Origin of the sequence: Pseudomonas sp. SWRI77, from assembly GCF_014269105.1 — a bacterium.
GTDB classification, from domain to species: domain Bacteria; phylum Pseudomonadota; class Gammaproteobacteria; order Pseudomonadales; family Pseudomonadaceae; genus Aquipseudomonas; species Aquipseudomonas capeferrum.
In genome coordinates, this window is the sequence record NZ_JABWRV010000005.1 from 208,258 (window position 1) to 229,970 (window position 21,713).

Sequence of the window (21,713 nt, forward strand, 5' to 3'; positions counted from 1 at the left end):
CTGCGCGGCCCCAGCCGTCAAGCGGAGGCTTCGAGGAAGTCCTGGGCAAAGCGCTGTAGCACCCCACCCGCCTCGTAGATCGACACTTCCTCGGCAGTATCCAGGCGGCAAGTCACCGGCACCTCGACCCGCTCACCGTTGCGACGCGTCACCACCAGGGTCAGGGTCGCGCGTGGCGTGCGCTGACCCAGCACATCGTAGGTCTCGCTGCCATCGAGCGCCAAGGTATTGCGGTCGGTCCCCGGCTTGAACTCCAGCGGCAGCACGCCCATGCCCACCAGGTTGGTACGATGGATCCGCTCGAAGCCTTCGGCAACGATCGCCTCGACCCCGGCCAGGCGCACGCCCTTGGCCGCCCAGTCACGCGACGAACCCTGACCGTAGTCGGCACCAGCAACAATGATCAGCGGCTGCTTGCGCTCCATGTAGGTTTCGATCGCCTCCCACATGCGGGTCACCTTGCCTTCAGGCTCCAGACGCGTCAGCGAGCCTTGCTTCACGCTGCCATCTTCCTTGCGCACCATTTCGTTGAACAGCTTGGGGTTGGCGAAGGTGGCGCGCTGCGCAGTCAGGTGGTCGCCACGGTGAGTGGCGTAGGAGTTGAAGTCCTCTTCCGGCAGGCCCATCTTCGCCAGGTATTCACCCGCCGCACTGTCCAGCATGATGGCGTTGGACGGCGACAAGTGATCGGTGGTGATGTTGTCCGGCAGCACCGCCAACGGGCGCATGCCACGCAGGCTGCGCTCACCGGCCAGGGCACCTTCCCAGTACGGCGGACGGCGGATGTAGGTGCTCATCGGGCGCCACTCATACAGCGGCGCAACCTTCGGCCCGCGGTCCTCCTCGATGGCGAACATCGGGATGTAGACCTTGCGGAACTGCTCCGGCTTGACCGCCGCACGCACCACGGCATCGATCTCTTCATCGCTCGGCCAGATATCCTTGAGGCGGATTTCCTTGCCGTCGACCACCCCCAGCACGTCTTTTTCGATGTCGAAGCGGATAGTACCGGCGATGGCATAGGCCACCACGAGCGGCGGCGAGGCCAGGAAGGCCTGCTTGGCGTAAGGGTGGATGCGCCCGTCGAAGTTGCGGTTGCCCGACAGCACGGCAGTGGCATACAGGTCGCGGTCGACGATCTCCTGCTGAATCACCGGGTCCAATGCACCGGACATGCCGTTGCAGGTGGTGCAGGCGAAAGCGACGATGCCAAAGCCCATCTGCTCCAGCTCTTTCTCCAGCCCCGCTTCTTCCAGGTACAGCTGCACCGCCTTGGAGCCTGGCGCCAGCGAGGACTTGACCCAAGGTTTGCGCGCCAGGCCGAGCTTGTTGGCATTGCGTGCCAGAAGGCCTGCGGCTATCACGTTGCGCGGGTTGCTGGTGTTGGTGCAACTGGTGATGGCGGCGATGATGACCGCGCCGTCCGGCATTTGCCCCGGCACTTCCTCCCAGGCCCCGGCGATGCCCTTGGCCGCCAGCTCGCTGGTGGCAACGCGGGCGTGCGGGTTGGACGGGCCGGCCATGTTGCGCACCACGCTCGACAGGTCGAAGCTCAGGGTGCGCTCGTAGACGGCGCCGCCCAGGCTGTCGGCCCACAGGCCGGTGGCCTTGGCGTAGGTTTCTACCAGCTTGACCTGCTGATCCTCGCGGCCGGTCAGCTTCAGGTAGTCGATGGTCTGCTGGTCGATGGCGAACATCGCTGCAGTGGCGCCATATTCCGGGGCCATGTTGGAGATGGTCGCACGGTCGCCCAGGGTCAGGGCGCGGGCGCCCTCGCCGTGGAACTCCAGATAGGCACCGACGACTTTCTGTTTACGCAGGAATTCGGTCAGGGCCAGCACCAGGTCGGTGGCGGTGATGTTCGGCGCCAGCTTGCCGGTCAGCTCGACGCCGACGATTTCCGGCAGGCGCATCCACGAGGCACGGCCGAGCATCACGTTCTCGGCTTCCAGGCCGCCGACACCGATGGCGATCACGCCCAGGGCGTCGACATGCGGGGTGTGGCTGTCGGTGCCGACACAGGTGTCCGGGTAGGCCACGCCGCGGTCGCTGTGGATCACCGGCGACATCTTCTCCAGGTTGATCTGGTGCATGATGCCGTTGCCCGGCTGGATCACATCGACGTTCTTGAACGCCTTCTTGGTCCAGTTGATGAAATGGAAACGGTCTTCGTTGCGGCGGTCTTCGATGGCGCGGTTTTTCTCGAACGCCTGCGGGTCGAAACCACCACACTCGACGGCCAAGGAGTGGTCGACGATCAGTTGCACCGGCACCACCGGGTTGACCTGAGCCGGGTCACCACCTTTGTCGGCAATGGCGTCACGCAGGCCGGCCAGGTCGACCAGGGCAGTCTGGCCGAGGATGTCGTGGCACACCACACGGGCCGGGAACCAGGGGAAGTCGAGATCGCGCTTGCGCTCGATCAACTGAGCCAGGGAGGCGTCGAGGGTGCTCGGGTCGCAGCGGCGCACCAGGTTTTCGGCGAGCACGCGGGAGGTGTACGGCAGGCCGTCGTAGGCGCCGGGCTTGATCGCCTCGACCGCCGCGCGGGCATCGAAGTAGTCCAGGTCGGTGCCTGGCAGATTCTTGCGGTATGCGGTGTTCATATAGTTATCAGGCTCGGTCACGGTAGTCGGTAGGTCTGGCCGTCGGGGCTGCGTTACAGCCCGCAACGGCCTTCAACTCAACGCTGTTCGATCGGCACGAACTGGCGCTGTTCGACGCCGACATACTCGGCGCTCGGGCGGATGATGCGGTTGTTGGCACGCTGTTCGAAGACATGCGCCGCCCAGCCGGTCAGGCGCGAGCAAACGAAGATCGGGGTAAACAGCTTGGTCGGGATGCCCATGAAGTGGTACGCCGACGCGTGGTAGAAGTCAGCATTGGGGAACAGGCGTTTCTGCTCCCACATGGTCTTGTCGATGGCTTCGGAAACCGGGTACAGCACCTTGTCGCCGACCTCGTCGGCCAGTTGCTTCGACCAGCCCTTGATCACCTCGTTGCGCGGGTCGGACTCTTTGTAGATGGCATGGCCAAAGCCCATGATCTTGTCCTTGCGCTCCAGCATCCTCAGCAGTTCGGCCGTCGCGTCCTGCGGGCTCTGGAAGCGCTCGATCAGCTCCATCGCCGCTTCGTTGGCACCGCCATGCAGTGGGCCGCGCAGCGAGCCAATGGCAGCGGTAATGCAGGAGTACAGGTCGGACAGGGTCGAAGCGCACACGCGCGCGGTAAAGGTCGATGCGTTGAACTCGTGCTCGGCGTAGAGGATCAGCGACACGTTCATCACTTTGACGTGCAATTCGCTGGGCTTCTTGCCGTGCAGCAGGTGCAGGAAATGCCCGCCCAGGGTGTCTTCATCGCTGGTGCAGTCGATGCGCACACCATGGTGGGTGAAGCGGTACCAGTAGCACATGACCGCCGGGAACAGCGCCAGCAGGCGGTCGGTCTTGTCGTGCTGAGCGTCGAAGGTCAGTTCCGGCTCCAGCGTACCCAGCAGCGAACAGCCAGTGCGCATCACGTCCATCGGGTGGGCGTCGCGCGGGATGCGCTCGAGCACTTCCTTGAGGGCTTGCGGCAGGTCACGCAGGCCCTTGAGCTTGTGCTTGTACTCGGCCAGCTCGGCGCTGCTTGGCAGTTCGCCGTACAACAGCAGATAGGCCACTTCCTCGAACTCGGCACCGGCCGCCAGGTCACGGACATCGTAGCCGCGGTAAGTCAGGCCGGCACCGGCCTGGCCAACGGTCGACAACGCGGTCTGGCCGGCCACCTGGCCACGCAGGCCTGCGCCACTGAGTACTTTTGCTTCGGCCATGGTGTTTCTCCTTTCTTGAATTTGTTATGGATTGCTTTCTGGCTAATTCGGCGTGCCTTGCCGGCCTCTTCGCGGCTAAAGCCGCTGCCAAAGGGGGCCGGCGCCATCGCTTACCCTTTCTTCTGCGCAAACAACGCATCGAGGCTCTGCTCGAAGGCGTGATAACCAATGGCGTCATAGAGCTCCATGCGGGTTTGCATGGTATCGATCACGTTCTTCTGGGTGCCGTCGCGACGCAGCGCGGTGTACACATTTTCGGCCGCCTTGTTCATGGCCCGGAAGGCCGACAGCGGGTACAGCACCAGCGACACGTCGACCGACGCCAGCTCTTCGGTGGTGTACAGCGGCGTGGCACCGAATTCGGTGATGTTGGCCAGAATCGGCGCCTTCACACGGTCAGCGAAGGTCTTGTACATCGAAAGCTCGGTGATGGCCTCCGGGAAGATCATGTCGGCGCCCGCCTCGACGCAGGCAGCGGCGCGGTCCAGGGCAGCGTTCAGGCCTTCGACGGCCAGGGCGTCGGTACGCGCCATGATCACGAAGCTGTCATCGGTACGCGCATCGACGGCGGCCTTGATCCGGTCGACCATCTCCTGCTGGGTGACGATTTCCTTGTTCGGGCGATGGCCGCAGCGCTTGGCACCGACCTGGTCCTCGATATGGATGGCGGCAGCGCCGAACTTGCACATCGAACGCACCGTACGTGCCACGTTGAACGCCGAGGCGCCAAAACCGGTATCGACATCCACCAGCAGCGGCAGGTCGCAGACATCGGTGATGCGGCGCACGTCGGTGAGCACATCGTCCAGGCCACTGATACCCAGGTCCGGCAGGCCGAGCGAGCCGGCAGCAACACCGCCACCGGACAGGTAAATGGCCTTGAAACCGGCGCGCTTGGCCAGCAGGGCATGGTTGGCGTTGATCGCGCCGACCACCTGCAAGGGATGTTCGGCGGCAACCGCGTCGCGGAAACGTTGGCCGGGCGTGCTCTTCACAGTCATGAATCACCTCGTGGGCTGTTGTCGTTGGCGTCCAGGTAGTGACGCTCGATGTTGCGTTTGGACGCGCCGATGTGGCGGCGCATCAGGAGTTCGGCCAGTTCACCGTCACGGTCGGCGATGGCATCGAGGATCCGGTGGTGCTCGGCAAACGCCTGGCGCGGCCGATTGGGCGTGGCGGAGAACTGGATGCGGTACATGCGCACCAGTTGGTACAGCTCGCCGCAGAGCATCTTGACCAGGGTCTGGTTGCCGCTGCCCTGGATGATCCGGTAATGGAAGTCGTAGTCGCCTTCCTGCTGGTAGTAGCCGACACCGGCCTGGAACGCCGCATCGCGCTCATGGGTGTCGAGCACCCGGCGCAGCTCGTCGATATCGGCCTGGCTCATGCGCTCGGCGGCCAGACGGCAGGCCATGCCTTCGAGCGATTCGCGGATTTCGTACAGCTCGATCAGCTCGGCGTGGTTGAGCGACACCACCCGCGCCCCGACATGCGGCACGCGCACCAGCAGGCGCTGGCCTTCGAGCCGGTGGATGGCTTCGCGCAGCGGCCCGCGGCTGATGCCGTAGGTACGCGCCAGCTCCGGCTCGGAGATCTTGCTGCCCGGGGCGATCTCGCCCTTGACGATGGCCGCCTGGATTCGCCGAAAGACGTTTTCGGACAAGGTTTCCGTTTCGTCTGCCAACGCGGGGCTGGAAGTGGAAAGGTCCAGCATATTGTCGACACCCTGATAATCACATGGCCAGAAATTAGCTAATTAAGCGCTACCAGTCAAAGACAAAATCAACATTGTCGACAATCGTCTAAGAACGAACTAACCCTGCCCAGCCGCTGTCAGATCGCGACGCGCTGGCGTCAAGACGTCGGCGTGATAGAATGCCGCGCCTCCGACGGAGTATGGATAGCGTGTCTGTCATCTATTCATGTTGTTGACAGATGAACGAGGAAGCTTGCGCAGTCGTTGCCAGTCGCCTTGCCCCGAACCCTGCACAGTACCGCGCCAGGACTATGAGACTTACACCCGTTTTATTGCTGCTATGCCTCACCCTGCTGCCGGCCATCGGCCAAGCGGCGGGCAAGACCGTGTACGGTCTCAACGAATACGCACAGTTGGGCGACCTTGACCTGGAAGTGGCCGCCAAGCTCGACACCGGCGCCAAGACCGCCTCGCTCAGTGCCCGAGACATCAAGCGCTTCAAGCGCAACGGCGAGAGCTGGGTACGCTTCTACCTGGCCATCGATGCCGCCCACTCGCACCCGATCGAGCGCCCCCTTGCGCGCGTCAGCAAGATCAAGCGACGAGCAGGCGACTACGATGCCGAATCGGGCAAGGCCTATACCGCGCGCCCGGTCATCGAACTCGAAATCTGCATGGGCCAGGCCCTGCGCACCATCGAAGTCAACCTCACCGACCGCAGCGCGTTCCAGTTCCCGCTGCTGATCGGCTCCGAGGCGCTCAAGCACTTCGACGCGCTGGTCGACCCAAGCCTTAAATACGCGGCCGGCAAACCTGCCTGTGCCACCGACGCTCCCAAAGCAGAGTAATCCCGATGCGCTCTCTTACCCTCCATCTGAAAGTCCTGATCACCGTGCTGGTGTTGCTGGGCGTGGCGGTCACGGCTTATCAGATCTTCTTCCTCGGCATCCCGGTGACCGAGGATGAAACCGACGACCTGTGGAACATCGACGCCAAGGTCGAGTTCGTGGCCAGCACCAAAGACCCGGTCAAGGTGCAGATGTTCGTGCCGCCGCTGAACCGCGACTACGTGAGCCTCAACGAGAGCTTCATCTCCAACAACTACGGGGTGAGCGTCAACCGTGCCGACGGCAACCGCAAGGTGACCTGGTCGGCACGCCGCGCCAGCGGCAACCAGACCCTCTACTACCGCCTGGTGCTGACCAAGCGCTACAGCAACGAGAAGACCACCGTCAAAGGCCCGACCTTCCGTGACAGCCTGGCTGTCGAAGGCCCCGAAAAAATCGCCGCCGAGGCCCTGATGGCGCCGATCCGCCAGCATTCGGCCGACGTCGAGACCTTCGTCAGCGAGACCATCAAGCGGGTCAACAATCTCAACGACGACAACGTCAAGCTGCTGCTGGCCGGCGACACCTCGGCCATGAAAAAAGCCCAGATCATCGACCTGCTGCTGTCCATTGCCCACGTGCCGATGGAAAAGGTCCACACCATCCGCCTGGTCGCCGACACCCCGCAGACCCCGGAGCTGTGGCTGCGCAGCTTCAACGGCAACGACTGGCTGTACTTCAACCCGGACACCGGCGAGCAGGGCCTGCCCAGCGACCGCCTGCTGTGGTGGACCGGTGACGACAACCTGATCAGCGTCGATGGCGGCAAGAAAGCCAACGTCACCTTCAGCATGAACAACAGCGAGATGAACGCCATCCGCCTGGCCAAGCTGACCGACGAGAACACCGACGCCGACTTCCTCGAATACTCGCTGTACAGCCTGCCGCTGCAGACCCAGCAGACCTTCATGATCATGGTGATGATCCCGATCGGCGTGCTGGTGATTCTGGTCCTGCGCAACCTGATCGGCCTGCAGACCCTGGGTACCTTCACCCCGGTACTGATCGCCCTGGCCTTCCGTGAAACCCAGTTGGGCTTCGGCATCGTGCTGTTCACGGTGATCACGGCACTGGGCCTGTCACTGCGCTCGTACCTCGAACACCTCAAGCTGCAGATGCTGCCACGCCTGTCGGTGGTGCTGACCTTCGTGGTGGTGCTGATCGCCGCTATCAGCCTGTTCAGTCACAAGCTGGGCCTGGAGCGCGGGCTGTCGGTGGCGCTGTTCCCGATGGTGATTCTGACCATGACCATCGAACGTCTGTCGATCACCTGGGAAGAGCGCGGCGGCGGCCATGCCATGAAAGTGGCCATCGGCACCCTGTTCGCAGCCTCCGTGGCGCACCTGTTGATGATGGTGCCGGAGCTGGTGTACTTCGTCTTCACCTTCCCAGCGGTGCTGCTGATCCTGGTGGGCTTCATGCTGGCGATGGGCCGCTACCGCGGCTACCGCCTGACCGAGCTCGTTCGCTTCAAAGCGTTCCTGAAGAAGGCTGACGCCTGATGTTCGGACTGATCAAGACCTGGAAAGCCCTGGAGGCCCGGGGCATCATGGGTATCAACCGGCGCAATGCGGACTATGTCCTGAAGTACAACAAGCGCCACCTGTACCCGATCGTCGACGACAAGATCATCACCAAGGAGCGCGCACTCGCAGCGGGCATCCATGTGCCGGAAATGTACGGCGTCATCGAGACCGAGAAAGAGATCGAGAAGCTCGACCAGATCATTGGCGGGCGCAGTGATTTCGTCATCAAGCCGGCGCAAGGCGCAGGCGGTGACGGCATCCTGGTGATCGCCGATCGCTTCGAGGACCGTTACCGCACGGTGTCGGGCAAGATCATCAGCCACGAAGAGATCGAGCACCAGGTCTCGAGCATCCTGACCGGCCTGTATTCACTCGGCGGCCACCGTGACCGTGCGCTGATCGAATACCGGGTGACACCGGACCAGATCTTCAAGAGCATCAGCTACGAAGGCGTACCGGACATCCGCATCATCGTGCTGATGGGCTACCCGGTCATGGCCATGCTGCGCCTGCCGACCCGCCAGTCCGGCGGCAAGGCCAACCTGCACCAGGGCGCCATCGGCGTAGGTGTCGACCTGGCAACCGGCGTGACGCTGCGTGGTACCTGGCTGAACAACATCATCAGCAAGCACCCGGACACCACCAATGCGGTGGACGGCGTGCAGCTGCCCAACTGGGACGGCTTCATGAAGCTCGCAGCCGGCTGCTACGAGCTGTGCGGCCTGGGCTACATCGGTGTCGACATGGTGCTGGACCAGGAGAAGGGGCCGCTGATCCTGGAACTCAATGCCCGCCCGGGCTTGAACATCCAGATTGCCAACGACTGCGGGCTGACCCAGCGCACCCATGCCATCGAGGCGCACATTGAAGCACTGGCCAAGGATGGCCTGACCGAAGATGCCGAACAGCGTGTTCGCGTATCGCAAGGGCTGTTCGGGCACGTGCATCCGCACTGACAGCCTGCCGCTATCCAGACCTTCGCGGGTTCACCTGCGAAAGTCTGGATAGCGGCACCGGCACGCAATCGAACGGTTTAATGTCGCGCCCAGCGCTAGGCGCTTTTCCTACACAGGTCTACAATCGCCCCCTCGCTTTTACATCGCCGTCCACACTGATGCCGACCTGTACGCTCTACCCCCTGCCCTACCAGCCCGATCCCGCTGCCTATTTCGCCCGCCTGCGCCAGGCACCCGGCGCGATCCTGCTCGACAGTGCCCGCCCCGGCGCCGAACGCGGGCGCTATGACCTGTTGAGCGCCTGGCCCGTGCACTATCTGCAAGCGCAAGCAGACGAGGACGGCCGCGCGTTCCTCCAACGCCTGCGTGCAGGGCTGGCGCAACTCGGCCACGCCGAATTGCCCAATGGGGTGCAACTGCCGTTTGCCGGCGGCCTGATCGGCTACCTCAGCTACGACTTCGGCCGCCGCCTGGAGCAACTGCCCAGCCTCGCCGCAGACGACCTCAGCCTGCCCGATGCCCAGCTGGGGCTGTATGACTGGGCGCTGGTGACCGATCACCAGCTAGGCACCAGCCAACTGGTGTTCCACCCCCACCTTGCAGCTGACGAGCGCGAGCGCCTGATCACCCTGTTCCACGCAGCGGATACCCCCGCGGGTGGCAAGTTCCACCTACTCGCCGCCATGAAGGGCGATTTGCAACCCGCGCAATACGAGGCAGCGTTCAACCAGGTACAGCGGTATATCCAGGCCGGCGATTGCTACCAGATCAACCTGACACAACGTTTCCGCGCCCCCTGCGAAGGCGACCCGTGGCACGCCTATCAGGCGCTACGCAAGGCGTGCCCAACGCCGTTCTCCGGCTACCAGCAACTGGCCGACGGCAGCGCACTGCTGAGCTTTTCCCCGGAACGCTTCATCCGCGTCAGCCAGGGGCTGGTCGAGACCCGCCCGATCAAAGGCACCCGCCCGCGCGCAAGCGACCCGGACGAAGACGCCCGCAATGCCGAAGAACTGCTGCACAGCGCCAAGGACCGCTCGGAAAACCTGATGATCGTCGACCTGCTGCGCAACGACCTGGGCCGCACCTGCCAGATCGGTTCGGTCAAGGTGCCCGAGCTGTTCAGCCTGGAAAGCTACCCCAACGTGCATCACCTGGTCAGCAGCATCACCGGGCAACTGGCCAGCAACAAGGATGCCCTGGACCTGATCGGCGACAGCTTCCCGGGCGGCTCGATCACCGGCGCGCCCAAGATTCGTGCCATGCAGATCATCGACGAGCTGGAGCCTACCCGCCGAGCCCTGTATTGCGGCTCGCTGCTGTACATCGACGTACGCGGCGAAATGGACAGCTCGATCGCCATTCGCAGCTTGCTGGTCAAGGATGGGCACGTGAGCTGTTGGGGAGGTGGCGCGGTGGTGGCAGATTCGAACTGGGAGGCGGAGTATGAAGAATCGATTGCCAAGGTACGGGTGCTGATGCAAACCCTGCAACAGCTCTGACCCGGCGCCACAAGCCTCTATGCCGGGCGTCTAACCCCGTATTTTTTGTTACCATCACCCTATTACGAGCGCACAGCGCCACAGCCAAGATGGAAACCGCCTGATGAGCCAACCCTTCGACGTCGCCGCCCTTGCCGCGACCTATGCCAACAAGTCCCCGCAGGACATCCTCAAGCTCGCCTTCGAACACTTCGGCGACGACTTGTGGATCTCTTTCAGCGGCGCCGAAGACGTGGTACTGGTCGACATGGCCTGGAAGCTGAACAAGCAGGTCAAGGTGTTCAGCCTCGACACCGGCCGCCTGCACCCGGAAACCTACCGGTTCATCGACCAGGTCCGCGAGCAGTACAACCTGCCGATCGAACTGCTCAGCCCCGATCGCAGCAAGCTCGACCCGTTCGTCAAGGAAAAGGGCCTGTTCAGCTTCTACAAGGATGGCCATGGCGAGTGCTGCGGCATCCGCAAGATCGAGCCTTTGCGACGCAAACTGGCCACGGTAAGTGCCTGGGCCACCGGTCAACGCCGAGACCAGAGCCCGGGCACCCGCAGCCAGGTGGCGGCATTGGAAATCGACGGCGCCTTCTCGACCCCCGAGCGTACGCTGTACAAGTTCAACCCGCTGGCACAGATGAGCAGTGAGGAAGTCTGGGGCTACATTCGCATGCTCGAACTGCCTTACAACAGCCTGCACGAGCGCGGCTTCATCAGTATTGGCTGCGAGCCGTGCACACGCCCGGTGCTGCCGAACCAGCATGAGCGCGAAGGCCGCTGGTGGTGGGAAGAGTCGACCCAGAAGGAATGCGGGCTGCACGCTGGCAACCTGATCAGCAAGGCATGAATGAATGGGGCCGCTTTTGCGGCCCCTTACATTTCAGGATCAGTGCACCGGCAGCTCGACGCCGTCGAACAGCTCTTCGAGCTCCTGCTTGTTATGGCATTGAATGGCCTTGGCCATCACTTCACGGGTCAGGTGCGGGGCAAACTTCTCGATGAAGTCGCACATGAACCCACGCAGGAAGGTGCCACGGCGGAAGCCGATCTTGGTGATGCTGGCCTCGAACAACTCGCTGGCATCCAGGGCCACCAGGTCGCTGTCGAGCTTGGTGTCTACTGCCATCTTGGCGACGATACCGACACCCAACCCCAGGCGCACGTAAGTCTTGATCACGTCGGCATCCGCTGCGGTGAACACGACCTTCGGCGTCAGGCCGCGATGGTTGAAAGCCTCGTCCAGCTTCGAACGGCCAGTGAAGCCGAACACGTAGGTAACGATAGGGTATTCGGCGACCGCTTCCAGGGTCAGCTTCGGCAGCTTGGTCAGCGGGTGCCCCTGTGGTACCACGACGCAGCGGTTCCACTTGTAGCACGGCATCATGATCAGGTCGCCGAACAGCTCCAGCGCCTCGGTGGCAATCGCGAAGTCGACAGTGCCATCAGCGGCCATCTCGGCAATCTGCATGGGCGAGCCCTGGTGCATGTGCAGGGCCACTTCCGGATACTGCTTGATGAAGCTGCTGATCACCGGCGGCAGCGCATAGCGTGCCTGGGTGTGGGTGGTGGCGATGGACAGGGTGCCCTTCTTCTCGTTGGAGAATTCCTGGGCGATCTGCTTGATGCTCTCGACCTTGCGCAGGATCTCGCCAGCGGTATTGATGATGCGCTCACCGGCCGGGGTGACGCGGGTCAGGTGCTTGCCGCTGCGGGCAAAGACTTCAACACCCAGCTCATCCTCGAGCAGGCGGATCTGCTTGCTGATACCTGGCTGGGAGGTATACAGGCTCTGCGCCGTCGCGGAGACGTTGAGGTCGTGGTGCGCCACTTCCCAGATGTAGCGCAGTTGTTGAAGCTTCATAGGTTTCCCTCGGTTCAGCGGTGAGTCAGCGGCAGCAGGCAGCGACGATATATAACTATATTAGTGGTTCTGGAAATTAATCTAGAACTATTTTGTTACACGCGCCCCGTAAAAGCCTACAGCCAGCTTCACGTTTTCCTACGCCCCAAATGCTGTGCAAGCGGCACCATATATACCGGCACAGGCGACAGCTGAAGCAATCGCACCGCCGTTCGCCCAAGCGGTACATCAACCCCCGCACCTGCACTGTGGCTCCCAAAAATCAGCAGATCGACACTCAGGCGCTGGGCCTGGTCGAGGATCACCTGGGCAGGGTCACCCTGACGCACACGCACCGCCTTGATGACAGCCAGGTCTGCCTCTTCACCCAGTTCATCGCGAAAGTTTTCCAGCACGCGTTGTTCGATATTGGCCATGACGGTGGTGACGCCCTGGCTGTGCAACTGGTCCAGCGTCTGTTCATCCAGGTAGCTTTGCAGGAGCGATTCGGCAAACTGCCCCATGGGTTCTACCGCGTGGATCACATACAGCTCTGCATTGAACGTCCGCGCCAGGGCCAGGGCGTGCTGCATGACAAAAGGGGCGTAGACACCGAGGTCGGTGGCGTACAGCATGGAGCGGATCATTCGACCTCCTCGACTGCCGCTGCGGCAGAGCAAGCTTCAGCTTAGCAGCGCGCCGCACGCACGCTTTGCCGTCCGGCGTGCTGCCGGCGCGGGCTGTGCAGGCTTCAGGGGTGCCGGCGAGCGTGGTCGATGAACGACAGTGCCTGGTAAAGCATCTGCATGCGCGGCAAGTTGCAACCTGCCGCTCGCGCCTGCGCCAACGGCTCGGCATAGATAGCCTGAAGCTCCAGCGGGCGCTGCTGCGCGTGGTCGTGGTACATGCTTGGCCAATAGTCGGGCATCCGCTCGGTGATCTGGAACAGATGCTCGGCATAGCCGTCGGGTAGCACGTGGCCGCAGGCAGCGGCACCCTGGACCACCTCGGCCATCAACGCCTGGACCAGCGCCCGGCTGTGCGGGTCGGCCATCAACGGTGTGGTGCTGGCGCCGAGCAACACCGAAAGCCCGTTATAAGGCACGTTCCACACCAGCTTTTGCCAACGCGCCTGACTCAGGTTATCCATGGCCTGGGAATCGATGCCCGCCGCCTGGAACAACCCCGCCCCCTCCTTAACCAGCGCGGCACCGCCATCGCGGGCAGGCCCGCTGTGATAGCCAAGATTGACCGCCCCCAGCGCCTGATGGCGAATCACCCCAGGCGCCTGGCGGTTGACACAAATGAAACACAAGCCGCCGAGCAAGTGCATGTCATCGCGCAAGGCCGGACGCAACTGTGCCTCTACACCCAGGCCGTTCTGCAGCAATACCACCCGCGCATCGGGCGCGGCGGCCTGGACGATCAGCGGCGCCAACTGCTCGTTACTGGTGGCCTTGGCCCCCACCAACAGCCAGTCGCATTGCGGCATGTCGGCAGCGCTGACATAAGCCTGAACCTTCATCTGCAAGGTGCCATGCACTGCGCTTTCAAGCATCAGCCCCTGGTCGCGCACCACTTCATACTCACTGCGCAACAGGAAATGCACATCGAAACCGGCCCGTGCCAGCATCAACCCATAAAAGCCGCCGATAGCACCACTGCCGATGATGCCGATACGTGGTTTGCGCGGATGCATGCCAATCTCCAGGTAAATGTCCGTGCGCTTTTTTACACCGGTTGCTGCACCCTGGGCACCCCAATCGCACCACACCACCGCCAGCGTGGGGAAAATCCCTGGGTTGACGGGGTCAAGCCCATTGTCGCGCCCCCTGTAACGCGCTAAGGTTCGGCTCCCCGCTGCGAACATTCTTGCTGCTGGGCCGCACGGGGATTGCTGGCGGCCGGCACCCGTGACCTGACGAGTAACACGATGGCTGATTTACCGATCGACGACTTAAACGTTGCTTCCAACGAGACCCTGATCACCCCCGATCAGCTCAAGAAGGAAATCCCTCTCAGCGCCAAGGCTCTGCAGACCGTGACTGCCGGCCGCGAAGTGGTGCGCAATATCCTCGACGGCAAGGACCATCGCCTGTTCGTCGTGGTCGGCCCCTGCTCCATCCACGATATCAAGGCTGCCCACGAGTATGCCGAACGCCTGAAGGTACTGGCCGCAGAAGTGTCCGACACGCTGTACCTGGTCATGCGCGTGTACTTCGAAAAGCCGCGCACGACGGTCGGCTGGAAAGGCCTGATCAACGATCCGTACCTGGATGACTCGTTCAAGATCCAGGACGGCCTGCACATTGGTCGCCAACTGCTGCTGGACCTGGCTGAAATGGGCCTGCCGACGGCCACCGAAGCGCTTGACCCGATTTCCCCGCAGTACCTGCAGGACCTGATCAGCTGGTCGGCCATCGGCGCCCGCACCACCGAATCCCAGACCCACCGGGAAATGGCCTCGGGCCTGTCTTCGGCAGTCGGCTTCAAGAACGGCACCGATGGCGGCCTGACCGTAGCGATCAACGCCCTGCAGTCGGTATCCAAACCGCACCGGTTCCTGGGCATCAACCAGGAAGGCGGCGTATCGATCGTCACCACCAAGGGCAACCCTTACGGTCACGTGGTATTGCGCGGCGGCAATGGCAAGCCGAACTACGATTCGGTCAGCGTCGCCCTGTGCGAACAAGACCTGGCCAAGGCCAAGATCAAGGCCAACATCATGGTCGATTGCAGCCACGCCAACTCCAACAAGGACCCGGCCCTGCAGCCGCTGGTGATGGAAAACGTCGCCAACCAGATCCTCGAAGGCAACCAATCGATCATAGGCCTGATGGTCGAGAGCCATTTGAACTGGGGTTGCCAGTCGATCCCCAAAGACCTGAACGAACTGCAATATGGTGTTTCGGTCACCGATGCCTGCATCGACTGGTCCGCCACCGAGAAGACCCTGCGCAGCATACACGCCAAGCTCAAGGATGTATTGCCACAGCGCCAGCGCGGCTGAGCAAAGACGAAAAAAGGGGCCGCGAACGGCCCCTTTTCATTTATCTAATGGTTCAAGCCTTGCTGGAGTGACGCTGCTGGCGCTCCATGTAGCGTTCTACATAAGAGCACGACGGTATCACCGTGTAACCCATCTGCTCGGCATACTCCAAGGCCCGCTCGGTCAGTGCTGCGGCAATCCCACGCCCGCGCAGGGCGTTGGGCACGAAGGTGCGATAGATGTCCAGCGTCTGCTTGCCCAGGTCCATGTACGTCAGATAGGCACGATGACCGTCCACGCTGGTCTCGAACTGATGACCGGCCTGGTCATGGTGGATGGTCAGCGCTTCGCTCATCACAACTCCTCGCAGGTCTTCTCGGCAGACCCATACCTTAACCGATGGTGGTTGATCCGGCATAGAACCTCTACGCCACCTGTTGCCCCTTGGACCGCAAGGCGCTTGCAATGGTTCTGCACCCGGCACTCACAAGATAGTAGGCGCGGCAGGCGGGATTGCTCAAGGTGGCAGCGGTTAAAAATGGCGAGAAACGGGGTTAAATCGACTCTTCCCGGTACGCCAACAGAAGCCGGATGTTCTAGCCCTTAAGACGCTGAAGGACAGCCAAAGTCACCGTTAGTTCAACAAAAAAGTTACCGCACTACAACCGCTTGCGCGCCTTGGCCGTTTTTTCCACAAAAGCGTCGCAATGCGTGTCGGCGTGAGCTGGCGCAACATTTTTTTTGCAGTTCTTGCGCTCAGTCAGTTTACTTACTACAAGTAATGGGTACTATGTACGCCGGCCAGTTTCTCTATTCCGAGAGATGGCTCTTTAATAGAAAGTCCTTGAAGGGGAACACGATGAACAACGTTCTGAAATTCTCTGCTCTGGCTCTGGCCGCAGTTCTGGCTACCGGTTGCAGCAGCGTATCCAAAGAAACCGAAGCTCGTCTGACTGCGACTGAAGACGCAGCAGCTCGCGCTCAAGCTCGTGCTGACGAAGCCTACCGTAAGGCTGACGACGCACTGGCAGCCGCTCAGAAGGCTCAGCAGACCGCTGACGAAGCCAACGAGCGTGCTCTGCGTATGCTGGACAAAGCCAGCCGCAAGTAATAGTCCTCACGGATTGTTATGAAGCCGACCCACTTGTGGGTCGGCTTTTTTATTGCCGCTCAACACGCAGCGCACATACGAAAAGGCCTGCACTAAGGCAGGCCCTGGGCAGGTCGCGAAACCTTACTGCAATTCGGGCGGAATGCTCGTCACCATCGGTGCAGTACCCTGATTATCGACCGGCACGGCGATCTCGACAGGCATGCCATCTTCGGCGGCGACCACGTCGCGCACCATATCCCAGTTCATCCGCAGGTTGTTCGCCAGGTCTTCACGCTTGAGCAAGGCATTGATGACCGCAGTGTGTTTGTCCACGACTGACGGGTTGCCCTGATCGTCCAGCGGAGTGTGCGCTTCGAGATAGACCTTGCCGGCACTGATACCGAACTTGTAGGGCTCGTTGATGATGCGTACCGGCGTACCGACCGGGACCATTTTCGACAGTTCGAGTACGTTGTTGTTGAGCATGCGGAAGCACCCATGGCTGGTACGCATGCCAATACCAAACTTCTTGTTCGATCCGTGAATCAGGTAACCCGGTACACCCAGGGTGAACTTGAAAGGCCCCAGCGGGTTGTCTGGGCCGGCAGGCACCACTGTCGGCAGGATATCGCCGTCGGCAGCATGCTCGGCACGGATAGAGGCCGGCGGGGTCCAGGTCGGATTCGGGGTCTTGGCGGTAATCTTGGTGTTGGCGATCGGCGAACCCCACCCTTCACGACCAATACCCAGCGGGAAGGTATGCACCACGCTCTCCCCTTTCGGGAAGTAGTACAGGCGGTACTCGGCAAGGTTGATGACGATACCTTCGCGCGGGCCGGGCGGCAGCACATAGCGGGTCGGCAGGATGATCTCGGTGCCGGCGCCCGGCAACCAGGGGTCGACACCCGGGTTGGCGGCGATCATTTCCAGGTAGCCAAGGTCGTTGGCGGTACCGATGTCGGCGAACGTGTCTTCGTACTTGGCCTTGATCACCTGCACCTGGCCGATAATGTCTTCACCAGGGGGTGGCAGTGGCAGTTCCAGCGCAGCAGCGGGGCCCGCTACCAGCAGGGCGGCCAGGGACAGGCTACGGGTGACGGCAGGAAAGCGCGGCAACATCCGGTAAATCCTTCGAAAGGTGGGTCAAGAGGATCGATTGTACACCCGCACCGATGCAAGCGGGAGGCATTGGCGGTATGCAAGCGTTTCAGATGATGAAAGGTGTGACAGTTTGCCCGTCAAAGCTGCGGCCACACCGGCCGCATGCCGCGCCGCTGGGCGTCGAGAATGGCACGGCACAGCGCGCACAGACGGTTGTCGCGGTAGATCGAGCGCTGCACGCCCGACCAGCGCGGCTGCGCGGGCAGCAGGCCGCCACACAGGGTACGGTCGACCGGCACGCCAAGCTCAAGCTGGCGAGCGGCCAGGTGGACGCGGATTTCCTGGCAGGCAAACAGGTCGAGCTGTTCGTCAGGCTCGATCAGTTGGTAGGCATAAAGGGACCAGGCAGGGCGCGGCATCGGGGGCTCTCGAAACGGGGGGCGCAACCTTAGCCGAAACCCGCCCCCGTTTAAAGCGTCACAGCAAGGGTTTTATCTGCGGCCAGGCATTTTCCAGCAAGCGCTGCTGGGCACCTTGCGCCGGATGGATGCCATCGGCCTGCATCAGCTCCGGCACGCCACCCACGCCCTCAAGGAAAAAAGGCACTAATGGCACCTGTTTTTCTGCCGCCAACTGCTCATACACCTGGGCAAACGCCGTGGTGTAGCGCACACCATAATTGGGCGGCAGGCGCATACCCAGCAGCAGCACCTTGGCACCCGCTTGCCGAGCGCTCTCGATCATCGAAGCAAGATTTTGTTGCAATTGCTGCGGCGGCTGCCCGCGCAGCCCGTCATTGCCGCCCAATTCCAGCACCACCACGGCCGGCTTGTGCGCTGCAAGCAGCGCCGGCAGCCGCGCCTGGCCTCCGGCGCTGGTGTCACCACTGATCGAGGCATTGACCACCTGATCATCGAAACCTTCGTCCTTGAGCCGGGTCTGCAACAAAGAGACCCACCCCTGGCGGCTATCCAGGCCAAAACCGGCGCTGATACTATCGCCAACCACCAGCACCGTTCCCGCCGTGGCGCTCTGGGCCAGGCAATACAAGGCCAGACCGGCACTCAACCACCACATTCGCATTGGATTCTCCATGGGCCCCAGCATTCTCGTTGCGCAGAACCTTAGCAAAGTGGTCCCCAGCGCGGAAGGCGACCTGACCATCCTCCACGCACTTTCTCTCGACCTCGCCCAGGGCGACAGCCTGGCCATCGTCGGCGCCTCGGGCTCAGGCAAGTCGACCTTGCTCGGCTTGCTGGCCGGCCTCGACCGCCCCAGCGCCGGCAAGGTCATCCTCGCCGGGCACGACCTGGGGCCACTGGACGAAGACCAACGCGCCCGCGTGCGCGCCGAGCATGTCGGGTTCGTGTTCCAGTCGTTCCAGCTGCTCGACAGCCTTAACGCACTGGAGAATGTCATGCTGCCGTTGGAGCTCGACGGGCGCCGCGATGCCCGCGAGCACGCCCGCACCCTGCTCGAACGGGTTGGCCTGGGCAAGCGCCTGAGCCACACGCCGCGCCAGCTGTCCGGCGGTGAACAACAGCGGGTGGCCATCGCCCGCGCCTTCGCCGCACAACCTGCCGTGCTGTTCGCCGACGAGCCCACCGGCAACCTCGACAGCCATACCGGCGAGCGCATCAGCGACCTGCTGTTCGAATTGAACAAGGAGCGTGGCACCACCCTGGTACTGGTCACCCATGACGAGCGCCTGGCCCGCCGCTGCCGGCGCCTGATCCGCCTGGACGCGGGGCGCCTGGTAGCCCCCGTGGAGGTCTGAGCCCGATGACCAGCATGCCCTTCTCCCGACTGTGCGGCCTGGCATTACGCCAGTTGCTGCGCGACATCCGCGCCAGCGAAGTGCGCGTGCTGTTCTTTGCCCTGCTGGTAGCCGTAGCCGCCAGCACCGCAATCGGTTACTTCGGCGCCCGCCTCAACGGCGCCATGCAACTGCGCGCCAGCGAGTTCCTCGGCGCCGACCTGGTGCTGCAGGGCAGCTCACCGGCCCGCGACGAGCAGATCAGTGCAGGCACATCACTCGGTTTGCGCCACGCACAGCTGGTCGAGTTCACCAGTGTGGTGGGCGGCGATAGCGGCATCCAGTTGTCCAGCGTCAAGGCCGCCGACGGCGCCTACCCCTTGCGCGGGCAAGTCCGCAGCGCCGCAGCACCCTATGCCGAAGAAACCCCCGGCGGTGGCCCGGCGCCCGGCGAGGCCTGGGTAGAACCGAGGTTGCTGGCCGCGCTGGGGCTGTCGATCGGCGACAGCATCGATGTGGGCATGAAAACCCTGCGCATGAGCCGTGTACTGACCTACGAACCGGACCGCGCCAATAATTTCTACAGCCTGACCCCTCGGGTAATGATGAACCTCACGGACCTGCAGGCGACCGGGGTGATCCAGCCCGGCAGCCGGGTGACCTACCGTGACCTGTGGCGCGGCGACATCGACGCACTGGCCCAGTATCGCCAGGCCGTGGAAAAAGACCTGGCGGCCAGCCAGCGCCTGCGCGACACCCGCGATGGCAACCGGCAGATCGGTGGCGCCTTGAGCAAGGCCGAGCGCTATCTGAACATGGCCAGCCTGGTGGCGGTACTGCTGGCCGGCGTTGCCGTGGCCATGTCGGCCAGCCGATACGCCGCGCGGCGCCTGGATGCCAGTGCGCTGCTGCGCTGCCTTGGCCTGTCCCGGCGGCAAGCGCTGGGCCTGTACTGCCTGCAACTGGCCATGCTTGGCCTGGTGGCGGCCGTGGCAGGCGCCCTGCTCGGCTGGCTGGCACAGCTGGGCCTGTTCCGGCTGCTGCATGGCCTGCTGCCGAGTGTGGTGCCACCGGGCGGCATCTTGCCGGCGCTCGCCGGTATGGGCACCGGGCTGGTGGCCCTTGCTGGCTTCGCATTGCCGCCGCTCGCCGCCCTCGGCCAGGTGCCGCCGCTGCGCGTGTTGCGCCGCGACCTGCTGCCGGTGCCGCCCAGCAGTTGGCTGGTGTATGGCGCTGCGTTGCTGGCCCTGGGCCTGATCATGTGGCGCCTGAGCCTCGACCTGCTGCTGACGTTCGCACTGCTGGGCGGCGGCCTGGTCGCCGCAGTGGTACTCGGCGGCCTGTTGCTGCTCGGGCTCCGCAGCCTGCGCCAACTGCTGGTCGGCGCACCGCTGGCCTGGCGCCTGGGGCTGGGGCAGCTGTTGCGTCACCCCTTGGCAGCCGCTGGCCAGGCCCTGGCGTTTGGCCTGATCCTGTTGGCCATGGCGCTGGTTGCACTGCTGCGCGCCGAACTGCTCGACACCTGGCAGGCGCAACTGCCCAAGGACGCGCCGAATCACTTTGCCCTGAACATCCTGCCAGATGATCGCGAACCGTTCGCCCAGCGCCTGCAGCAGTTCAATGCGGCCTCGGCGCCGCTATACCCGGTGACACCCGGCCGCCTGATCCAGATCAACCAGCAACCGGTGCAACAGGTCGTCAGCAAGGACTCTGCCGGCGAGCGGGCCGTACAACGCGACCTCAGCCTGACCTGGGCCGCCGAGCTACCCGACGGCAACGCGCTGACGGCAGGCAACTGGTGGCAGGCACTGCCTTCCGGCGATGAGGTGCCCGGTGTATCGGTCGAGGCAGAACTGGCCACCAGCCTGAAGCTGCAACTGGGCGACCTGCTGACCTTCGACATCGGTGGCCAGCAACGCCAGGCCCGGGTCAGCAGCCTGCGCAGCGTGCACTGGGACAGTTTCCAGCCGAACTTCTACATGATCTTCCAGCCTGGAACGCTGCAGGGGTTACCTACCACTTACCTCACCAGTTTCTACCTGGCCCCAGGTCATGACCTGGATGTGGTCGCCCTGTCCCGGGCCTTCCCGGCAGTGACCATCCTTCAGGTCGACGCCTTGCTTGATCAACTGCGCAGCATCCTCGCCCAAGTCACCCTGGCGGTCGAGTATGTACTGTTGTTCGTGTTGGCGGCGGGGCTGGCCGTGCTGTTCGCCGGCTTGCAGGCAACGCTCGACGAACGCATCCGCCAGGGCGCCTTGCTGCGTGCGCTGGGTGCGGCGCGGCCGTTGCTGGTCAAGGCGCGGCGTATCGAGTTTGGCCTTCTGGGCGCGGCCAGCGGGTTACTGGCCGCACTCGGTTGCGAGCTGATCACGCTGGTGCTGTACCGCTACGCCTTCGACCTGCAGTGGCACCCGCACCCATGGCTGCTGGTACTGCCACTGGTGGGGGCGGTGCTGGTGGGTGGCGCTGGGGTGCTGGGCACACGGCGGGCGCTCAATGCCAGCCCGTTGACGGTGTTGCGGGAGGGGTAAGAAACACCGTGAATGGCCGCTACAGGCAATC

The 21,713-nt window shown here is 63.0% G+C and carries 20 protein-coding genes; 9 read left to right on the forward strand and 11 right to left on the reverse strand.

All coding sequences use genetic code 11. The features are described from left to right. Nucleotides 1–17: 17 nt before the first annotated feature. The 4 genes from acnD to HU766_RS07730 all read right to left on the reverse strand — a co-directional run bounded on the left by acnD (nt 18) and on the right by HU766_RS07730 (nt 5,525). Nucleotides 18–2,606, reverse strand: a complete 2,589-nt coding sequence (gene acnD, locus HU766_RS07715; RefSeq protein ID WP_186655097.1) for a Fe/S-dependent 2-methylisocitrate dehydratase AcnD — start codon at nt 2,604–2,606, stop codon at nt 18–20. 77 nt (nt 2,607–2,683) lie between these two features. Next, nucleotides 2,684–3,811, reverse strand: coding sequence for a 2-methylcitrate synthase (gene prpC / locus HU766_RS07720; protein ID WP_033699070.1), 1,128 nt, complete (start codon nt 3,809–3,811; stop codon nt 2,684–2,686). 110 nt (nt 3,812–3,921) lie between these two features. After that, nucleotides 3,922–4,812: a methylisocitrate lyase gene (gene prpB, locus HU766_RS07725; protein WP_033699071.1), complete on the reverse strand. Its 891-nt coding sequence runs from the start codon at nt 4,810–4,812 to the stop codon at nt 3,922–3,924. Beyond that, nucleotides 4,809–5,525 (reverse strand): GntR family transcriptional regulator, encoded by a 717-nt coding sequence (locus tag HU766_RS07730; protein ID WP_050506083.1) that lies wholly within the window; start codon nt 5,523–5,525, stop codon nt 4,809–4,811. The genes prpB and HU766_RS07730 overlap by 4 nt, the downstream gene beginning before the upstream one ends. Before the next feature lie 293 nt (nt 5,526–5,818). Between HU766_RS07730 and HU766_RS07735 the strand changes: the two genes are divergently transcribed. From HU766_RS07735 to HU766_RS07755, 5 genes are all read left to right on the forward strand, one after another. Continuing rightward, a complete protein-coding gene (locus HU766_RS07735; protein WP_033699072.1) occupies nt 5,819–6,355 on the forward strand; it encodes an ATP-dependent zinc protease in 537 nt (178 codons plus the stop codon). Between the two features lie 5 nt (nt 6,356–6,360). After that, nucleotides 6,361–7,896 (forward strand): inactive transglutaminase family protein, encoded by a 1,536-nt coding sequence (locus tag HU766_RS07740; protein ID WP_033699073.1) that lies wholly within the window; start codon nt 6,361–6,363, stop codon nt 7,894–7,896. Then, the gene (locus tag HU766_RS07745) at nt 7,896–8,876 is read left to right on the forward strand and encodes an alpha-L-glutamate ligase-like protein (protein WP_033699074.1); all 981 of its coding nucleotides are present in this window, start codon (nt 7,896–7,898) and stop codon (nt 8,874–8,876) included. The genes HU766_RS07740 and HU766_RS07745 overlap by 1 nt, the downstream gene beginning before the upstream one ends. A gap of 158 nt (nt 8,877–9,034) precedes the next feature. Then, nucleotides 9,035–10,378, forward strand: coding sequence for an aminodeoxychorismate synthase component I (gene pabB, locus HU766_RS07750; RefSeq protein ID WP_186655099.1), 1,344 nt, complete (start codon nt 9,035–9,037; stop codon nt 10,376–10,378). A gap of 103 nt (nt 10,379–10,481) precedes the next feature. Next, nucleotides 10,482–11,216 (forward strand): phosphoadenylyl-sulfate reductase, encoded by a 735-nt coding sequence (locus HU766_RS07755; protein ID WP_033699077.1) that lies wholly within the window; start codon nt 10,482–10,484, stop codon nt 11,214–11,216. A 39-nt stretch (nt 11,217–11,255) separates the two neighbouring features. Here the strand turns inward: HU766_RS07755 and cysB are convergent, their stop codons facing one another. The 3 genes from cysB to HU766_RS07770 all read right to left on the reverse strand — a co-directional run bounded on the left by cysB (nt 11,256) and on the right by HU766_RS07770 (nt 13,908). Then, nucleotides 11,256–12,230 (reverse strand): HTH-type transcriptional regulator CysB, encoded by a 975-nt coding sequence (gene cysB / locus HU766_RS07760; RefSeq protein WP_033699078.1) that lies wholly within the window; start codon nt 12,228–12,230, stop codon nt 11,256–11,258. Nucleotides 12,231–12,358: 128 nt separating this feature from the next. After that, nucleotides 12,359–12,856, reverse strand: coding sequence for a universal stress protein (locus HU766_RS07765; protein ID WP_033699079.1), 498 nt, complete (start codon nt 12,854–12,856; stop codon nt 12,359–12,361). A 104-nt stretch (nt 12,857–12,960) separates the two neighbouring features. Continuing rightward, nucleotides 12,961–13,908, reverse strand: a complete 948-nt coding sequence (locus HU766_RS07770; RefSeq protein ID WP_186655103.1) for a putative 2-dehydropantoate 2-reductase — start codon at nt 13,906–13,908, stop codon at nt 12,961–12,963. Nucleotides 13,909–14,142: 234 nt separating this feature from the next. On the opposite strand from HU766_RS07770, the gene HU766_RS07775 reads away from it, so the two are divergent. Beyond that, nucleotides 14,143–15,219: a 3-deoxy-7-phosphoheptulonate synthase gene (locus HU766_RS07775; protein ID WP_186655107.1), complete on the forward strand. Its 1,077-nt coding sequence runs from the start codon at nt 14,143–14,145 to the stop codon at nt 15,217–15,219. 52 nt (nt 15,220–15,271) lie between these two features. Here HU766_RS07775 and HU766_RS07780 read toward each other — a convergent pair whose 3' ends face one another. Further along, on the reverse strand, nt 15,272–15,553 hold the full coding sequence (locus HU766_RS07780) for a GNAT family N-acetyltransferase (RefSeq protein ID WP_033699084.1): 282 nt from the start codon (nt 15,551–15,553) through the stop codon (nt 15,272–15,274). A gap of 504 nt (nt 15,554–16,057) precedes the next feature. On the opposite strand from HU766_RS07780, the gene oprI reads away from it, so the two are divergent. Continuing rightward, nucleotides 16,058–16,309 carry an outer membrane lipoprotei OprI gene (oprI, locus tag HU766_RS07785; protein WP_003259780.1) on the forward strand — a complete coding sequence of 84 codons (252 nt, stop codon included), beginning with the start codon at nt 16,058–16,060 and terminating at the stop codon, nt 16,307–16,309. A 123-nt stretch (nt 16,310–16,432) separates the two neighbouring features. Here the strand turns inward: oprI and HU766_RS07790 are convergent, their stop codons facing one another. The 3 genes from HU766_RS07790 to HU766_RS07800 form a co-directional block, all read right to left on the reverse strand. Continuing rightward, nucleotides 16,433–17,410 carry a L,D-transpeptidase family protein gene (locus HU766_RS07790; RefSeq protein WP_186655126.1) on the reverse strand — a complete coding sequence of 326 codons (978 nt, stop codon included), beginning with the start codon at nt 17,408–17,410 and terminating at the stop codon, nt 16,433–16,435. Between the two features lie 119 nt (nt 17,411–17,529). Continuing rightward, nucleotides 17,530–17,811, reverse strand: coding sequence for a hypothetical protein (locus tag HU766_RS07795; protein ID WP_033699086.1), 282 nt, complete (start codon nt 17,809–17,811; stop codon nt 17,530–17,532). 58 nt (nt 17,812–17,869) lie between these two features. Beyond that, a complete protein-coding gene (locus HU766_RS07800) occupies nt 17,870–18,475 on the reverse strand; it encodes an arylesterase (protein WP_186655129.1) in 606 nt (201 codons plus the stop codon). Nucleotides 18,476–18,485: 10 nt separating this feature from the next. Between HU766_RS07800 and HU766_RS07805 the strand changes: the two genes are divergently transcribed. Both HU766_RS07805 and HU766_RS07810 read left to right on the forward strand, forming a co-directional pair. Then, a complete protein-coding gene (locus HU766_RS07805; RefSeq protein WP_033699089.1) occupies nt 18,486–19,169 on the forward strand; it encodes an ABC transporter ATP-binding protein in 684 nt (227 codons plus the stop codon). Nucleotides 19,170–19,174: 5 nt separating this feature from the next. Beyond that, the gene (locus HU766_RS07810; RefSeq protein WP_186655132.1) at nt 19,175–21,682 is read left to right on the forward strand and encodes an ABC transporter permease; all 2,508 of its coding nucleotides are present in this window, start codon (nt 19,175–19,177) and stop codon (nt 21,680–21,682) included. Nucleotides 21,683–21,713: the final 31 nt, after the last annotated feature.

Bases quoted from the DNA above. Each gene is read 5' to 3' on its own strand.
- oprI (WP_003259780.1), top strand. From the start codon at position 16,058: ATGAACAACGTTCTGAAATTCTCTGCTCTGGCTCTGGCCGCAGTTCTG.
- HU766_RS07740 (WP_033699073.1), top strand. From the start codon at position 6,361: ATGCGCTCTCTTACCCTCCATCTGAAAGTCCTGATCACCGTGCTGGTG.
- HU766_RS07755 (WP_033699077.1), top strand. From the start codon at position 10,482: ATGAGCCAACCCTTCGACGTCGCCGCCCTTGCCGCGACCTATGCCAAC.
- HU766_RS07735 (WP_033699072.1), top strand. From the start codon at position 5,819: ATGAGACTTACACCCGTTTTATTGCTGCTATGCCTCACCCTGCTGCCG.
- HU766_RS07730 (WP_050506083.1), bottom strand. From the start codon at position 5,525: ATGCTGGACCTTTCCACTTCCAGCCCCGCGTTGGCAGACGAAACGGAA.
- HU766_RS07745 (WP_033699074.1), top strand. From the start codon at position 7,896: ATGTTCGGACTGATCAAGACCTGGAAAGCCCTGGAGGCCCGGGGCATC.
- HU766_RS07770 (WP_186655103.1), bottom strand. From the start codon at position 13,908: ATGCATCCGCGCAAACCACGTATCGGCATCATCGGCAGTGGTGCTATC.
- cysB (WP_033699078.1), bottom strand. From the start codon at position 12,230: ATGAAGCTTCAACAACTGCGCTACATCTGGGAAGTGGCGCACCACGAC.
- pabB (WP_186655099.1), top strand. From the start codon at position 9,035: ATGCCGACCTGTACGCTCTACCCCCTGCCCTACCAGCCCGATCCCGCT.
- HU766_RS07810 (WP_186655132.1), top strand. From the start codon at position 19,175: ATGACCAGCATGCCCTTCTCCCGACTGTGCGGCCTGGCATTACGCCAG.
- HU766_RS07775 (WP_186655107.1), top strand. From the start codon at position 14,143: ATGGCTGATTTACCGATCGACGACTTAAACGTTGCTTCCAACGAGACC.
- prpC (WP_033699070.1), bottom strand. From the start codon at position 3,811: ATGGCCGAAGCAAAAGTACTCAGTGGCGCAGGCCTGCGTGGCCAGGTG.
- HU766_RS07790 (WP_186655126.1), bottom strand. From the start codon at position 17,410: ATGTTGCCGCGCTTTCCTGCCGTCACCCGTAGCCTGTCCCTGGCCGCC.
- HU766_RS07765 (WP_033699079.1), bottom strand. From the start codon at position 12,856: ATGATCCGCTCCATGCTGTACGCCACCGACCTCGGTGTCTACGCCCCT.
- prpB (WP_033699071.1), bottom strand. From the start codon at position 4,812: ATGACTGTGAAGAGCACGCCCGGCCAACGTTTCCGCGACGCGGTTGCC.
- HU766_RS07800 (WP_186655129.1), bottom strand. From the start codon at position 18,475: ATGCGAATGTGGTGGTTGAGTGCCGGTCTGGCCTTGTATTGCCTGGCC.
- acnD (WP_186655097.1), bottom strand. From the start codon at position 2,606: ATGAACACCGCATACCGCAAGAATCTGCCAGGCACCGACCTGGACTAC.
- HU766_RS07780 (WP_033699084.1), bottom strand. From the start codon at position 15,553: ATGAGCGAAGCGCTGACCATCCACCATGACCAGGCCGGTCATCAGTTC.
- HU766_RS07795 (WP_033699086.1), bottom strand. From the start codon at position 17,811: ATGCCGCGCCCTGCCTGGTCCCTTTATGCCTACCAACTGATCGAGCCT.
- HU766_RS07805 (WP_033699089.1), top strand. From the start codon at position 18,486: ATGGGCCCCAGCATTCTCGTTGCGCAGAACCTTAGCAAAGTGGTCCCC.